14 protein-coding genes and 1 riboswitch are annotated in these 14,133 nt (G+C 70.3%); of the genes, 6 read left to right on the top strand and 8 right to left on the bottom strand.

From position 1 onward, the window contains the following. Window positions 1-29: 29 nt before the first annotated feature. On the bottom strand, window positions 30-593 hold the full coding sequence (locus JNL41_RS19435; protein ID WP_293477829.1) for a hypothetical protein: 564 nt from the start codon (window positions 591-593) through the stop codon (window positions 30-32). Beyond that, window positions 590-1,666, bottom strand: coding sequence for a glycosyltransferase family 9 protein (locus JNL41_RS19430; protein ID WP_293477828.1), 1,077 nt, complete (start codon window positions 1,664-1,666; stop codon window positions 590-592). The genes JNL41_RS19435 and JNL41_RS19430 overlap by 4 nt, the downstream gene beginning before the upstream one ends. 132 nt (window positions 1,667-1,798) lie before the next feature. Continuing rightward, window positions 1,799-1,970, top strand: a riboswitch (FMN riboswitch). A gap of 87 nt (window positions 1,971-2,057) precedes the next feature. Between JNL41_RS19430 and JNL41_RS19425 the strand changes: the two genes are divergently transcribed. Further along, window positions 2,058-2,573: a 6,7-dimethyl-8-ribityllumazine synthase gene (locus JNL41_RS19425; RefSeq protein ID WP_293477827.1), complete on the top strand. Its 516-nt coding sequence runs from the start codon at window positions 2,058-2,060 to the stop codon at window positions 2,571-2,573. A 24-nt stretch (window positions 2,574-2,597) separates the two neighbouring features. On the opposite strand, the gene JNL41_RS19420 is transcribed toward JNL41_RS19425, so the two are convergent. After that, window positions 2,598-4,181, bottom strand: coding sequence for an ABC-F family ATP-binding cassette domain-containing protein (locus tag JNL41_RS19420; protein ID WP_293477826.1), 1,584 nt, complete (start codon window positions 4,179-4,181; stop codon window positions 2,598-2,600). A 284-nt stretch (window positions 4,182-4,465) separates the two neighbouring features. Between JNL41_RS19420 and JNL41_RS19415 the strand changes: the two genes are divergently transcribed. From JNL41_RS19415 to JNL41_RS19400, 4 genes are all read left to right on the top strand, one after another. Then, on the top strand, window positions 4,466-4,822 hold the full coding sequence (locus tag JNL41_RS19415) for a hypothetical protein (protein ID WP_293477825.1): 357 nt from the start codon (window positions 4,466-4,468) through the stop codon (window positions 4,820-4,822). Between the two features lie 190 nt (window positions 4,823-5,012). Further along, window positions 5,013-7,913 (top strand): excinuclease ABC subunit UvrA, encoded by a 2,901-nt coding sequence (uvrA, locus tag JNL41_RS19410; protein ID WP_293477824.1) that lies wholly within the window; start codon window positions 5,013-5,015, stop codon window positions 7,911-7,913. Between the two features lie 54 nt (window positions 7,914-7,967). Then, the gene (locus JNL41_RS19405) at window positions 7,968-8,360 is read left to right on the top strand and encodes a DUF3597 family protein (protein ID WP_293477823.1); all 393 of its coding nucleotides are present in this window, start codon (window positions 7,968-7,970) and stop codon (window positions 8,358-8,360) included. A 74-nt stretch (window positions 8,361-8,434) separates the two neighbouring features. Further along, on the top strand, window positions 8,435-9,046 hold the full coding sequence (locus tag JNL41_RS19400; protein WP_293477821.1) for a glutathione S-transferase family protein: 612 nt from the start codon (window positions 8,435-8,437) through the stop codon (window positions 9,044-9,046). On the opposite strand, the gene JNL41_RS19395 is transcribed toward JNL41_RS19400, so the two are convergent. Next, on the bottom strand, window positions 9,043-9,900 hold the full coding sequence (locus JNL41_RS19395; RefSeq protein WP_293477819.1) for a hypothetical protein: 858 nt from the start codon (window positions 9,898-9,900) through the stop codon (window positions 9,043-9,045). The two genes, JNL41_RS19400 and JNL41_RS19395, sit on opposite strands and share 4 nt — an antisense overlap. 119 nt (window positions 9,901-10,019) lie before the next feature. On the opposite strand from JNL41_RS19395, the gene trmFO reads away from it, so the two are divergent. Beyond that, the gene (gene trmFO, locus JNL41_RS19390; RefSeq protein WP_293477817.1) at window positions 10,020-11,426 is read left to right on the top strand and encodes a methylenetetrahydrofolate--tRNA-(uracil(54)-C(5))-methyltransferase (FADH(2)-oxidizing) TrmFO; all 1,407 of its coding nucleotides are present in this window, start codon (window positions 10,020-10,022) and stop codon (window positions 11,424-11,426) included. Here the strand turns inward: trmFO and JNL41_RS19385 are convergent, their stop codons facing one another. The 4 genes from JNL41_RS19385 to secF form a co-directional block, all read right to left on the bottom strand. Then, window positions 11,427-12,077 carry a squalene/phytoene synthase family protein gene (locus tag JNL41_RS19385; protein ID WP_293477815.1) on the bottom strand — a complete coding sequence of 217 codons (651 nt, stop codon included), beginning with the start codon at window positions 12,075-12,077 and terminating at the stop codon, window positions 11,427-11,429. Window positions 12,078-12,138: 61 nt separating this feature from the next. Then, window positions 12,139-12,756, bottom strand: coding sequence for a hypothetical protein (locus JNL41_RS19380; protein ID WP_293477813.1), 618 nt, complete (start codon window positions 12,754-12,756; stop codon window positions 12,139-12,141). Between the two features lie 140 nt (window positions 12,757-12,896). Next, window positions 12,897-13,256, bottom strand: a complete 360-nt coding sequence (locus JNL41_RS19375) for an Mth938-like domain-containing protein (protein WP_293477811.1) — start codon at window positions 13,254-13,256, stop codon at window positions 12,897-12,899. A gap of 6 nt (window positions 13,257-13,262) precedes the next feature. Beyond that, window positions 13,263-14,133 (bottom strand): protein translocase subunit SecF (secF, locus tag JNL41_RS19370; protein ID WP_293477809.1); only part of this gene is annotated, 871 nt, incomplete at its 5' end.

Here is a 14,133-nt window from a genome sequence, read left to right as displayed (position 1 = left end):
CTTCCCGACCGGCCTGAGCGCCGGGCGGTCTAGGCGGGCTTCCGGGCCCGCAGCACGATCCGGTACTCCCTGGCGACGTTGTTGCGCGACCGGATCAGCTCGCCGAGCTGGGCGGGGGTGATGCGGCCGGCCTGCATCTCGCCGGCGTAGGGCTCGTCCAGCACGGTCCCGCAGGACTCCGTCACGAAGTCGACGCCCGTGTAGTGCGCCAGCGGCGAGTTCGCCGCCCCCTTGGCCTTCCACTGGTCGTTCAGCGCGCGGTCGAACAGGCCGAGCATCTCGGGCGTGACCGGCCGCACGTGCGTGGGATCGTTGAGGAAGTTGTCGTGGCGGGGATGCGGCACATGGATCCGCACCGCGGCGCCCGGCGCGCAGACCCGGTAGAGCTCGGTCATCACTGCGAGGAACAACTTCGGGTCGCCGCCGATGTGTTCCAGCGAATGGATGAACTCCACCTCCTCGGCGGAGTTGTCGGGCCAGGGCCAGGGCGTCTGTTCGAGATCCCAGACGACGTCCGGCGCAGACGCCGCAGCCGAGTCGACGTTCACGAAGCCGTCCTTGTGGTTGTGGCCGCAGCCGAGGTTGAGCTTCATCGGACGATCGTCTCTTGGGTCAGGGTCCGCCGCACCTCGGCAAGCACGGCGCTCCAGTCGCCGGGGCTCGCCTGCCGGAACAGCCGCGCGGTGGGATACCACGGACTGTCGGCCCGGCCCTCCATCCAGCGCCAGTCGGTGAAGATGCGCGGCAGCAGGATCCACACCGGCTTGCCCAGCGCCCCGGCAAGGTGCGCGACGGCCGTGTCGACGGCGATCACGAGGTCGAGGCCCGCGACGAGGGCCGCCGTCTCGGCGAAGTCCTTCGCGCCCGTCGCCTCCGGCTCCAGGCTCATCGCGCCCGGCAGCGCCAGGAGTTCGGCGGCGACGTCGGCGGGCAGCGAGCGCTGCGCGTCGTTGCTGTGGCCCGGGTTGCCGCGGGTCGCGACACCGATCCGACCGCCCGGCGGGCGCGTCGCGGCGCGTAGATAGGGCGCCGACGGCAGGGTCGCGGGCTCCAGTCCGCAGCGGCCGGGCAAGGAGCCGGTCATCACCCAGGCGTCGGGGTCGGGGAACTCCACCTGCCCCGCCGCGGCGATCACCCTGACGTCCAGGCTGTCGTCCAGCAGCCGGTGGAGCTGCGGCCGGCACAGCAGCGTGACGTCCGCCCCGCGCGCCGCCAGCCAGGGGGCGAACCGCGCGTACTGGATCTGGTCGCCGAACCCCTGCTCGGGAAAGAGCAGCAGCTTCCTGCCCCGCACGTCGCGGCCCGGCCACTCCGGGAACGGCAACTGCGGCTTCGGTATCCGCAGTTCCGGGACCTCGTGGCGCGCGTCGTAGAGCGGCCAGCCCTCCTGGTATCGGCCCAGCGCCAGCAGGACGCTGCCCAGCGCGTGGCGCGTGCGCGGCTCGCCGGGCGCGAGGCTGAGCGCCGTCCGCAGGCTGGCGCGCGCCGCGTCCAGCCGGCCCACCGCCTTCAGCAGGACCCCCAGGTCGTGATGCGCCATCGCCAGCCCGGGCGCGGCCTGGACGGCGGCGCGGTAGCCCGCCTCGGCGTCGGCGTAGCGGCCCGCGGCGAACGACCCGGCGGCGGCGGCTCTCAGATCGTCGGCCAGGGCGGGGCTTCGCGACATGGGTCGTGCATAGCCGCCGCGCCGCGCGAAGCAAACAGGCCGCGGGGCCGACGCGCGCCAGCCCTAATCAAACACTTGTTTGACGCATGGGAACGGCCCTATCCTCAGCGTGCCGTCGGAGCTTCCGGCGGTCTGCGTTCTCAGGGCGGGGTGCAACTCCCCACCGGCGGTAATGCCCCCCGAAGCCTCTGGCGAAGGAGGGACGAGCCCGCGGGCGCCCTCCGGAGCCCTTGGCGAAGGAGGGGTCGAGCAGACCCGGTGCGATCCCGGGGCCGACGGTCATAGTCCGGTTATGAGAACGGTCGTGCTCGCGGTGGGCGATCGCCCGTCAGCCGCGCGCGCGGCCTGCTCCCTGAGTCGTGGTCCTTTGAACCCGGTCAGGGAGAAGACCATGACCCAACTGAAGACCCCCACCGCCAACACGCTCGAATTCCCCACCGCCAACGGCGCGTTCCGCGCAGGCCGCATCGCCTTCGTGCATGCGCTCTGGCACGCCGACATCGTGCGCGAGGCCCTGCACGGCTTCCGCGACGAGATCGCCGAGCTCGGCCTCCCGGCCTCCGCGGTCGAGGTGTTCGAGACCCCCGGCTCGTTCGAGATCCCGCTGCACGCCCAGACGCTGGCGCGATCCGGCCGCTATGCCGCGATCGTGGCGGCGGGCTTCGTGGTGGACGGCGGCATCTATCGGCACGACTTCGTCGCCTCGACGGTGATCCACGCTCTGATGCAGGTGCAACTCGCCACCGAGACACCGGTGTTCTCGGTGGTGCTGACGCCGCACCACTTCCACGAACACGACGTACACCAGGGGTTCTTCCACGCCCACTTCCGCACCAAGGGCGCCGAGGCGGCCCGCGCCTGCGTAGGCACGCTGGAGAGCCTCGCGAAACTCGCCCAGGCGGCGTGACGGCGGAGCGCGCCTGAGGCGAGGTTACAGGGAGATCTCGCGCTCCACGCCGATCGCGCCCAGGAAGTCGCGGTCGTGGCTGACCACCAGCAGGGCGCCGTCGTAGCCGCCGAGCGCGGCCTCGACGGCGCCGATGGAGGCCAGGTCCAGGTGGTTGGTGGGCTCATCGAGGATGAGGAGCTGCGGCGGTCGCTCGCCCAGCAGCACGCAGGCCAGCGCCGCGCGCAGGCGCTCGCCGCCCGAGAGCGCGCGCACCGGCTTCTCCGCAGCGGTGTTGCGGAACAGGAAGCGGGCCAGCGCCGCGCGCGCCGCGTTCTCGCTCGACGCCGGGTTCAGCCGGCGGAAGGCCGCGACGAGGCTGGCGTCGTCGCCCAGGAGCGCCGTCTGCTGGTCGAGGAAGGCGGCCGGCGCGCCCCGGACGATGCGCCCCACGGTCGGCTGAAGCTCGCCGGCGGCCAGCCGGATCAGCGTCGTCTTCCCCGCCCCGTTCGGCCCTGAGATCGCGACCCGCTCCGGCCCCGCGATGCGGAACGAGCGGCCGGCGATCAGCGGCGGACGGCCGGGCCAGGCGAAGCCCACGTCCTCGAACGCCAGCACGGTCTTGCCGGCTGCGAGCCCCGACGGCGGCAGCTCGAAGCTGAGGCGGCGCACGCGCTCGATCCTGGCGTCCGCGGCCGCCAGGGCGTCGGCGGCGTCGGTCTTCAGCCGATCCGCCACCCGGTTCGCCCGTGCGCCGGAAGTCTCCGCCCGCTGCTGCTTCGCATCGAGCAGGATCTTCGGCGCGTCGTTCCTGGCCCGCGCACCCTTGCCGGCCGCGTCCTTGCGCTGCTTGCGCTCGGCGGCGACCTGCACCTCGCGGGCGACGCGGGCCATGTCCTTCTGCGCGTCGGCCAGCTCGCGCGCCGCGGCCGCCTCGGCCTCGGCCTTGCGCTCCGCGTAGAGGTCGTAGCCCCCGCCGAACACCTGGGCGCCCAGCGCCGAGAGCTCCACGATCCTATCCATGCGCCGCAGCAGCGCACGGTCGTGGCTGACCACGATCGCCCCACCCTTCCAGCGCCCCAGCACATCGGCCACCAGGTCACGGGCCGCGACGTCGAGGTTGTTGGTCGGCTCGTCCAGGAGCAGCAGGTCGGGTTCGGCGGCCAGCAGGCCCGCCAGCATGGCCCGCGTCACCTGCCCGCCGCTCAGCGACGCGGCCGGGCGGTCCAACTCGAAGCCCGCGAGGTCCACCTCGGCCAGCGCCGCCTCCAGCCGGCTCTCCAGCGTCCAGTCGGCGTCCGTGAAGTCGGCCTCCGAGCCCACACCAGCCTCGATGCGCTTCAGCCGGGCCAGCGGCCCGGTGACGCCCAGCAGGTCGGCGACGCTGGCGCCCGCCGGCGGCTCCAGCGCCTGGCGCAGTACGCCCAGCCGGCCGCGGAGAGCGACGGCGCCGGCAGCAGGCGCAAGCTCGCCGGTGACGATCCGAAGCAGCGTGGATTTGCCCACGCCGTTGCGGCCCACGAGGCCGGTGCGTTCGGCCCCGAAGGCGAGGGTCAGGTTGTCGAAGAGGCTCTGGCCGTCAGGCGTGGCGTAGCTGAGGCCGTCGAGCGTGACGAAGGGGGCGGGCATGGGCGTCGGTCATCGCAGTGTGGACGTTTCGGGTGGTCGGAATGTCCAGCGCGAGCCGCATCGGCCTGCTCCTTTCGGGTGGAGCCGGCTATCTAGGAGCTGACCGGCGTTCGCGCAATCCGGACAGCGCGGCCGCCGCCGCGAACGGGGGGTGTCCGCGCCGCGCCATCCCCGCGATCCGCGTCCACGACGCCCCCTGACATCCCCGTGATCGCGAGCATGGCCGAGGAAACCAAAACGGTCCGGGAGGGTTCAGCCGGGCGGTTCCATGCTGGAGAGCTAGGTTGAACCGTCTGAAGACCCTCGTGATCGCGGCCTCGCTGGTGGGCGCCGCACCCCTGCCCGCCCTCGCCCAGGTCTGGCCGGCCACGGTCGTCGCGGGCGCACCCGCCGCCGCGCCGTCGGCCACGGCCCCGCACAGCACGGCCGCGCCGGCCCGCGGCCTGGTGGTCGTGCGCCACGAGACCAGGGCGATCCGCCGCCCGCCGGGAACGGCGCCGACGGACCCGGCGAGCCGCACGCTGAGCCTCACGCATGCCGGCGACGTTCCCGAGGTCGACCTGCGCCCCAAGGCCGAGTGGAGCGACGACCAGGGCTGGCGCGCCACCCCCACGCGCGTCGCGTTCAGGCATCGGTTCTAGGCCCGGCGCTATCCGCCCCTGCTCCCCCTGACCCCCTTGCTGCCACCGTGGTGTCAGCAGGCCTCGCGCGCGGAAGGTCGCAGACTCTTTGTTCCCGGTACGTTCCTGTGTTATCTGAGTCGCCGGTTACCTACATTGCGATGTCCGCCGGCGGGACCTTCCGCGGGCGGCTGGGCGTTTCCGGGACAACATGGCCGACCATCAGAACTTCATCCGCGTCCGGGGGGCGCGTGAGCACAATCTGAAGGACGTGAGCCTCGATATCCCGCGCGGCGAGCTGGTGGTGATCACCGGCCTCTCCGGCTCGGGCAAGAGCTCGCTGGCATTCGACACGATCTACGCCGAAGGCCAGCGACGCTACGTGGAGAGCCTCTCGGCCTATGCGCGTCAGTTCCTGGAGCTGATGAGCAAACCCGACGTGGACCTCATCGAGGGCCTGTCGCCGGCCATTTCCATCGAGCAGAAGACCACCAGCCGCAATCCGCGCTCGACGGTCGGCACGGTGACCGAGATCCACGACTACATGCGGCTGCTGTGGGCGCGGGTCGGCATCCCCTATTCGCCCGCTACAGGCCTGCCGATCGAGAGCCAGACCGTCAGCCAGATGGTCGACAAGCTGAATGCGCTTCCCGAAGGCACGCGGCTCAACCTGCTGGCCCCCGTCGTGCGCGGCCGCAAGGGCGAGTACCGCAAGGAATTCGCCGAGTGGCAGAAGGCCGGCTTCCAGCGCGTGAAGGTCAACGGCGAGCTGATGCTCATCGAGGATGCGCCGGCGCTCGACAAGAAGTTCAAGCACGACATCGACATCGTCGTGGACCGGATCGTCACCAAGCCCGGCCTGGAGCAGCGCTACGCCGACAGCCTGGCGACGGCGCTGAAGCTGGCCGACGGTATCGCCGTGGCCGAATGGGCGGACCTGGCCGAGGGCGAGACCGAGCCGAAGCGCATCATCTTCTCGGAGAAGTTCGCCTGCCCGGTCTCGGGCTTCACGATCAGCGAGATCGAGCCGCGGCTGTTCTCGTTCAACAACCCCTACGGCGCCTGCCCGGTCTGCGACGGCCTGGGCGCCAAGCTGGCGTTCGACGCCGACCTGATCGTGCCCGACAAGGACAAGACCCTGCACAAGGGCGCGATCTCGCCGTGGGCCAAGGGCCCCTCGCCGCTCTACACCCAGACGCTGCAGGCGCTGGGCCGCCACTACGACTTCTCGATGGACGTGCCGTTCTGGAAGCTGCCCGAGAAGGCCAGGGAGGTGATCCTCCACGGCTCGGGCGACGAGAAGATCCGCTTCGTCTACGACGACAACGCCCGCAAGTACGAGGTCAACAAGACCTTCGAGGGCGTGCTGCCGAACCTGGAGCGCCGCTGGCGCGAGACCGACAGCTCCTGGGTCCGCGAGGAACTGGGCCGCTACCAGTCCGAGACGCCCTGCACCGCCTGCGAAGGCTATCGCCTGAAGCCCGAGGCGCTCGCGGTGAAGATCGCCGGCGAGCACATCGGGGTCGTCTCGCGCCTGTCCATCAAGCATGCGCAGGAGTGGTTCGAGGGGCTCGAGACCACGCTCAGCGACAAGCAGATGGAGATCGCGCGGCGGATTCTGAAGGAGATCAACGACCGCCTGCGCTTCCTGGTGAACGTCGGCCTCGACTACCTGAACCTGTCGCGCAGCTCGGGCACGCTGTCGGGCGGCGAAAGCCAGCGCATTCGCCTGGCCAGCCAGATCGGCTCGGGCCTGACCGGCGTGCTCTACGTCCTGGACGAACCCTCCATCGGCCTGCACCAGCGCGACAACACCCGCCTGCTGACCTCGCTGAAGGGCCTGCGCGACCTCGGCAATTCGGTGCTGGTCGTCGAACACGACGAGGAGGCGATCCTGACCGCCGACCACGTCATCGACATGGGCCCCGCAGCGGGCGTCCACGGCGGCCACGTCATCGCCGAGGGCAAGCCGGCCGAGGTCATGGCCAACCCCAAGAGCATCACCGGCCAGTACCTCTCGGGCGGGCGCGAGATCGCGGTGCCGCAGGACCGCCGGCCGATCTCGAAGAAGAAGATGCTGCGCGTCGTCGGCGCGCGCGGCAACAACCTGAAGGAGGTCACCGCCGAGATTCCGGTGGGGACCTTCACCTGCATCACCGGCGTCAGCGGCGGGGGCAAGTCGACCTTCACCATCGAGACGCTCTACAAGGCCGCTGCGCGGCGGCTGCACAACGCCTCCGACGCGCCCGCCCCGCACGACCGCATCGAGGGGCTGGAGAACTTCGACAAGGTCATCGACATCGACCAGTCGCCGATCGGGCGCACGCCGCGGTCGAACCCGGCCACCTACACCGGCGCCTTCCAGCCCATCCGCGACTGGTTCGCCGGCCTGCCCGAGGCCAAGGCGCGCGGCTATGGCCCCGGCCGCTTCTCGTTCAACGTCAAGGGCGGGCGCTGCGAGGCCTGCCAGGGCGACGGCCTCATCAAGATCGAGATGCACTTCCTGCCGGACGTCTATGTGACCTGCGACGTCTGCGCCGGCCGCCGCTACAACCGCGAGACGCTCGAGATCCTGTTCAAAGGCAAGAACATCGCCGACACGCTCGACATGACCGTCGAGGAGGCCGCCGAGTTCTTCAAGGCCGTGCCGCCCATCCGCGAGAAGATGGAGACGCTGAAGCAGGTGGGCCTGGGCTACATCAAGGTGGGCCAGCAGGCGACGACGCTCTCCGGCGGCGAGGCGCAGCGGGTCAAGCTCTCCAAGGAACTGTCGCGCCGGGCCACCGGCAAGACCCTCTACATCCTCGACGAGCCCACCACGGGCCTGCACTTCGAGGACGTGAAGAAGCTCCTGGAGGTGCTCCATGAACTGGCCGACCAGGGCAACACCGTCGTCGTCATCGAGCACAACCTCGACGTCGTGAAGACGGCCGACTGGATCGTCGACTTCGGCCCCGAAGGCGGCGACGGCGGCGGCGAGATCGTCGCCACGGGCAGTCCCGAGGACGTGGCGGCGAACCCCCGTAGCTGGACCGGCCGCTACCTCCACGACCTCCTGGAACGCCATCGCCAGCGCAGGGGCGCCACGAAGCGCGAAAAGGTCAGCGCCTGACCTGAAACCCGAAGGGCCCGTCGCAGTTTTCTCTCATCAGCAGAGGAGACAGCGATGGGCATCTTCAGTTCGATCATGGACCGCATCTTCCACCGCAAGCCGCAGGCCGCGCCTGCTGCGGCGACAGCCGCGCCGCACCCCGCCGCTCAGTCTCAGCCTGCCCCGGCCGCACCCGCCGCACCCGCCCAGCCGGTGGATGTCGAAGAGGTGCTGGCCGGCCTCGCAGCCCAGAAAGGCGGCGGCGGCAACTGGCGCACCTCCATCGTCGACCTGCTGAAGCTGCTCGACCTCGACTCGAGCCTGGAGGCCCGCAAGGAGCTGGCGGGCGAGCTCGGCGTGAACGCGGGTCCGCACGGCAGCGCCGAACAGAATATCGCGCTCTCGAAGGCGGTCTGGAAGGCGCTGGAGCAGAATGGCGGCAAGGTCCCGGCGTCGCTTCGCGACTGATCCGCGGCGCGAAGGGGGTGACGGCCGAACAGCCGCCCTCTAGCGTCGCGGCCGTCTCAGGCGGGATTCTTCCGATGATCCTCTATGGTGCGCCGATGCCGGCGCCGAACCCCCGGCGCGTCCGCATCTTCCTCGCGGAGAAGGGCATCCATCTGCCCGAGACGCCGGTCGACATCATGAAGCGCGAGCACAAGAGCGCCGAGCACCGCGCCCGCAACTCGCTGGGCCAGGTGCCGACCCTGGAACTGGACGACGGGACCTGCATCTCGGAGACTGTCGCCATCTGCCGCTACTTCGAGGCGATCCATCCCGAGCCGCCGCTGTTCGGGACCACGCCGGTCGAGAAGGCCCTGGTCGACCAGTGGATCCGGCGGGTGGAGTTCGCGGTGATGGGCCCGGTCGGTCAGTTCTGGCGTCACGCCCACCCGTTCACCGCCCGCGTCGTCGACCAGTTCAGAGACTTCGGCGAGTCCAACAGAGCGCACTACCAGGCCGCCCAGGCATGGCTGGACAAGGAGCTGGAACACCGCGCGTTCGTGGCCGGCGAGGCCTACACGATGGCCGACATCTGCCTGCTCTCGACGGTCGACTTCGCCACCTGGATCGGCCTGCCCATCGAGGACGACGCCGCCAACCTCAAGGCCTGGCGCGACCGGGTGACCGCACGGGCGTCGGCCTCGGCTTAGAAGGCCTCTTCCGGCCGTTCGATGGCGCGGTGTGCGAAGGCGAAGGGCCCGTAGATCATCACGATCTGCAGCACCTGCAGCAACAGTTGCAACACGAGCGAGATCATGGCGGCGACCGCCGTCATCGCGCTGAGCCGGCCGATGTCCTGCATCGCGGCTTCGCCGCCCGACAGCTCGACGATCGCGAAGCTGATGATGCTGAAGAGGATGTAGACCATGACGTAGAAGATGACCGCGAGGACGATCATCCCCAGCAGCGGCCAGAAGTGGCCCTTCGTCTTCTCCCAGGCCAGCGACAGCGAAATCCGCCCCGTCACGAACACGGTCGGGAGCAGGAGCGACAGCCGCACGCCGATCCAGAGCGCGACGGCCAGCAGCAGCACCGCCGCCACGAACCCTCCGACAGGGCCGGCCTGGGCAGCGCCGGCCATCAGCACCACGGCGACGACCGCCCAAGCGGCATAGATGACCGTGCAGATCAGGTTGGCGGCCGTCAGGCGCAGCTCGTCGCGGCCGAGCCGCAGGTGGGCGAAACCGTGCTCGTCAGGGCGCAGGACGAGACGCATCACGCCCGCGACGATGATCGACAACAGCAGGGCGGTCATCACCAGCACCAGCAGGAACGCCGGCCAGGAGTTCGCCAGGATACTGGCCACGGCGTCGGGGTCGCTGCTGAACAACTGCCCCTTTCGCGCGAGCGCGATGAACTGTGGCCCCAGGGTCGCCATCATCGCCAGGGCGATGAGGAGGATGCCGCCGAAGTAGACCGCGCTCCAGGCCAGCATGACGCCCGGATGCTCCCGTGTGAGCCGGAAGCCCTCCATCGCCGCCTCGCTCGGTGAGAACCGCGCCATCTCGTCTCCTGCCCCAGGCCGATTCGGCCTCGACCTCAGCCGCAGACCTTGCCGCGCCGCCCTTGGGACCCGCAAGGCCCCGCTCGCGATCCGCGCACACAGTTGCTAGTAGGCAACGCATGTCGATGAGACCTGTTCATGTGATCGGCGGCGGCCTCGCCGGCTCGGAAGCCGCCTGGCAGATCGCCGAGGCCGGCGTCCCCGTGGTGCTGCATGAGATGCGGCCCGTGCGCGGCACCGATGCGCACCAGACAGATCGGCTGGCCGAGCTGGTCTGCTCCAACTCCTTCCGCGCCGACGACTGGGCCGGCAACGCCGTGGGCCTGCTGCACGCCGAGATGCGCGCGCTGGGCTCGATCATCATGGCCTGCGGCGACGCCCATCAGGTGCCCGCCGGCGGCGCGCTGGCCGTCGACCGCGAGGGGTTCGCCCAGGCGGTCACCGCGCGGCTGGAGGCCCACCCGCTGGTCACCATCGCCCGCGAGGAGGTCGCCGGCCTGCCGCCCGCCGAGTGGGACAGCGTGATCGTCGCCACCGGTCCCCTCACCTCGCCCGCGCTCTCGGACGCGATCCTCGCGCTCACCGGCGAAGGACAGCTCAGCTTCTTCGACGCCATCGCGCCGATCGTGAACTTCGACTCGGTCGACATGGACGTCTGCTGGCGGCAGTCCCGCTACGACAAGGTCGGCCCCGGCGGCGACGCAGCCGCCTACATCAACTGCCCGATGGACCAGGCGCAGTACGAGGCGTTCATCGACGCCCTGCTGGCCGGTCCGAAGTCCGAGTTCAAGGACTGGGAGAACGTCCCCTACTTCGACGGCTGCCTGCCGATCGAGGTGATGGCCGAGCGTGGCCGCGAGACCCTGCGGCACGGGCCGATGAAGCCGGTCGGCCTGACCAACGCGCACCGGCCCGACGTGAAGGCCTACGCCGTCGTGCAGCTTCGCCAGGACAATGCGCTGGGCACGCTGTGGAACATGGTGGGCTTCCAGACCAAGCTGAAGCACGGCGCCCAGACCGAGATCTTCCGCATGATCCCCGGGCTGGAGAAGGCGGTGTTCGCGCGCCTGGGCGGCCTGCACCGCAACACCTTCATCAACTCGCCGCGCCTGCTCGACACCAACCTGCGCCTGAAGGCGCAGCCACGCCTGAGGTTCGCGGGCCAAGTCACCGGCGTCGAGGGCTATGTCGAAAGCGCGGCCGTGGGCCTGCTGGCCGGCCGCTTCGCCGCGGCCGAGCGCCTGGGCCGGCCGATCGAGGCGCCGCCGGAGACGACGGCGCTGGGCGGCCTCGTCGGCCACATCACCGGCGGGCATCTCGAAGGCGGCAAGGGCAGCTTCCAGCCGATGAACATCAACTACGGCCTCCTGCCGCCGATGGCGCCGCCGAAACGCGACGAAGAGGGCCGCAGGCTGGGCTCGAAGGAGAAGACGCGGCTGAAGAAGCGGGCGATGGGCGAGCGTGCGCTCAGCGACCTCGCCGCCTGGGCCGGTCATCCCGCCCCGACGCTCGCGGCGGCCGAGTAGCTAGATCCGTCCCCGCGCCACGGCCCACGTCAGCGCCACGCGACGACGGAACTCCGACTCCGCGCGGCCGATGAGCGCCGCATGCGCCACGGCCGGAAACGCCGCCGCGCTCAGCCCCGCGACAGCCGCCCGCGCGATACCCAACTCGCCGCCGCCCGCCTTCGCGAGGCCCTTGCGGTCCAGCGCCCAGGCCGCGCCCGCGGAGAGCGCCGCCGCGCCGTTCGCCGCCGGATCCAGCAGACGCACCGCGACCTCCGCCGCCCGCCCCGCCGTCCCGCGCGCCCAGGCCACGGCGTCCTCGTCGCTCATCGGGGTGGCGTCGAGTTCGCGGTAGCGGGCGTCGATCATGGCCTCCAGCGGCTCCCGCGGCAGGCCGTGGCGCTTCACGACGTCGGCCAGCGCCTGCGCCGTGGGGTGATGGCGGACGTGGCGGTCTTCGTAGATCTCGTCCAGCGCCTCGCGCCACCAGGTCAGCCGAATCTCGCCCAGCAGCGGGTTCGACGCCACCTTGGGCGCCCGCGCCAGTTCATGGTCGTAGGCGTAGATCGCGATGACGTCCGCGCGCCGGCCTGCATCGCCGATGAAGCGGCTGGAGAGCCAGCGGTCCGGGTCCACACGCCGGATCAGGTCGTCGAGATCGTCGTCACTCATCGCTGCCGCAACAAAAAAGGCCCGCCGAGAGGGCGGGCCCTTCCGTAGCCTGTCTCCGGTGCTAGCCGAACAACGTCTGCGTCATCGTCATCGACGTCAGCATCGGGATCGAGAGCAGCATGTTCGTGCGCGAGAAGAGCATGGCGGTGCGGCCCGCCTTGGCCTTCGCATCGGCGTCGCCGTCGACGATCCCCAGCGCGATCTTCTGGTTCGGCCAGATGAACACCCAGACGTTCAGGAACATGATGATCGCCAGCCACATGCCGACGCCCAGCAGCGTGAAACCCTTGTCGGTGGGCGCGAGGCCGCCGAACAGGCCGAAGGTCAGCGCCTCGTGCGCATAGTTGGCGCCGCGCGAGTAGGCGACCAGCAGGCCGAACAGCACCGTGGCGGCCGCGCCCCAGCGGAACCAGAACAGCGCCTCAGGCGCGATGTACTTCGACACCGCCGGCTTCAGCTCCGCCGGGATCTCCGGCATTTTCCGGATCTGGACGAAGTTGAAGTAGTACAGCAGCCCGATCCACAGGATGCCGAAGAAGGTGTGCAGCCAGCGGAGCACGGCCTGCCAGAACGCGGCGTCGGTCCCCTGCGGGCTCTGCGAGTAAGCGACCAGCATCACCAGCGCGAGAACCACGCTCAGGATGACGGTGTTGCGGAAATTGGCGAGCAATCCAGCCATTTTATGCCCTCGTGAGTCCCTGCCCTGCGCCGGGTATAGGGCGTTTCGTTTCACGCTGGAAGTGAAGCTCTGCGGGCCGGCCGCGCTCTCCGCGGAGCGTCGTCCTGGCCTTGCGCCGGGGATCGCGGCTGAGGTGGGCGCTAGACGGCGATGAGGGCGGCCGCCAGGCGGCGTCCCTCGGAGGTCAGCAGGTTGTAGAGCCTGGCCGCCGCCGGCGTGTCCATGAACTCGAGCCCGATACCGGCGGCGCGCAGGCCGTCGCGGACGTCCCGGGGCGGCAGGGCGTTCCTCGGACCCGTGCCCAGCAGCACGAACTCGACGTCGGTCGCGCCGGCGTCGAGGATCGGCTCCAGGTCGGCGAGCGTCAGCCTGGCGAACTCGCGCACCGGCCAGGCCCGCGGCTCGTCGTTGAGGATCAGCACCGAGCCCTCGTGCCGCGCGCCGGCAAGGCGGAAGCCGCCCTCGCCGTAGGCGTCGATCGTGGGCGCGTTGCGGGCCACCCTGCCCTACGGGCGCTGCACCGAAGGCGTCGCCGGCTTCAGCGGCTCGGCCGGATCGTCGTTCCGCTTCACGCCCCAGAGCAGGATGATCGGCAGCGCGACGTAGACCGACGAGTAGGTGCCGATGATCACGCCGAACACCATGGTCGAGACCAGCGGGAACAGCACCGGGCCGCCCAGGAACAGCGCGCCCGAGAGCGCCAGGATCGCCGTCGAGCCGGTGATCAGGGTGCGCGACAGACGCTCGTTCTCGGACTTGTTGATCACGTCGCGCAGCGGGGTGGTCTTGTACTTGCGCAGGTTCTCGCGAAGCCGGTCGAAGGTGATGACCTTCTCGTTCATCGAGTAGCCGATGACGGTGAGGAGCGCCGCGATCGAGGTCATCGAGAACTCGATCTGGGTCAGCGACAGCAGGCCCAGCGTCAGGATCACGTCGTGGAACACGGCGACCACCGCGCCGAGACCGAACTGAAGCTGGAAGCGGAACCAGATGTAGGCGAGCATCAGGGCCATCGCGATGCCCAGCGCCATGAAGCCCGAGGTCATCAGCTCGCCCGAGACCTTGGGTCCGACCACCACCGGCGGCTTGAACTCCATGCCCGGGAAGCGGACGGCCAGCTTCTGCTTCACGGCCTCGGCGGCCTTGAAGGTGTCGGCGCCTTCGGTGCGGAAGCGCACGATGGCGGTGTCGGGCCGGCCGAAGCCCTGGACCTGGGCGTCGTGACCGCCCGCGGCGGGGACGGCGGCGCGCAGCTCGCCCAGGGGCACGGGCCCCTTGGTGCGCACTTCGATGGCGGTGCCGCCGACGAAGTCGATGCCGAAGTTCAGCCCCTGGACGACGAACGAGCCGATGGAGCCCGCGATCAGGATGGCCGAG

The organism is Phenylobacterium sp. (genome assembly GCF_016793285.1).
In the GTDB taxonomy this organism is placed as follows: Bacteria; Pseudomonadota; Alphaproteobacteria; order Caulobacterales; family Caulobacteraceae; genus Phenylobacterium.
The sequence above is the reverse complement of the archived record's forward strand: the minus strand, read 5'-3'. Positions and strand labels throughout refer to the sequence as shown.

Coding starts and splice junctions, on each gene's coding strand:
- JNL41_RS19435 (WP_293477829.1), bottom strand. CDS start 593: ATGAAGCTCAACCTCGGCTGCGGCCACAACCACAAGGACGGCTTCGTG.
- JNL41_RS19430 (WP_293477828.1), bottom strand. CDS start 1,666: ATGTCGCGAAGCCCCGCCCTGGCCGACGATCTGAGAGCCGCCGCCGCC.
- JNL41_RS19425 (WP_293477827.1), top strand. CDS start 2,058: ATGACCCAACTGAAGACCCCCACCGCCAACACGCTCGAATTCCCCACC.
- JNL41_RS19420 (WP_293477826.1), bottom strand. CDS start 4,181: ATGCCCGCCCCCTTCGTCACGCTCGACGGCCTCAGCTACGCCACGCCT.
- uvrA (WP_293477824.1), top strand. CDS start 5,013: ATGGCCGACCATCAGAACTTCATCCGCGTCCGGGGGGCGCGTGAGCAC.
- JNL41_RS19405 (WP_293477823.1), top strand. CDS start 7,968: ATGGGCATCTTCAGTTCGATCATGGACCGCATCTTCCACCGCAAGCCG.
- JNL41_RS19400 (WP_293477821.1), top strand. CDS start 8,435: ATGATCCTCTATGGTGCGCCGATGCCGGCGCCGAACCCCCGGCGCGTC.
- JNL41_RS19395 (WP_293477819.1), bottom strand. CDS start 9,900: ATGGCGCGGTTCTCACCGAGCGAGGCGGCGATGGAGGGCTTCCGGCTC.
- trmFO (WP_293477817.1), top strand. CDS start 10,020: ATGTCGATGAGACCTGTTCATGTGATCGGCGGCGGCCTCGCCGGCTCG.
- JNL41_RS19385 (WP_293477815.1), bottom strand. CDS start 12,077: ATGAGTGACGACGATCTCGACGACCTGATCCGGCGTGTGGACCCGGAC.
- JNL41_RS19380 (WP_293477813.1), bottom strand. CDS start 12,756: ATGGCTGGATTGCTCGCCAATTTCCGCAACACCGTCATCCTGAGCGTG.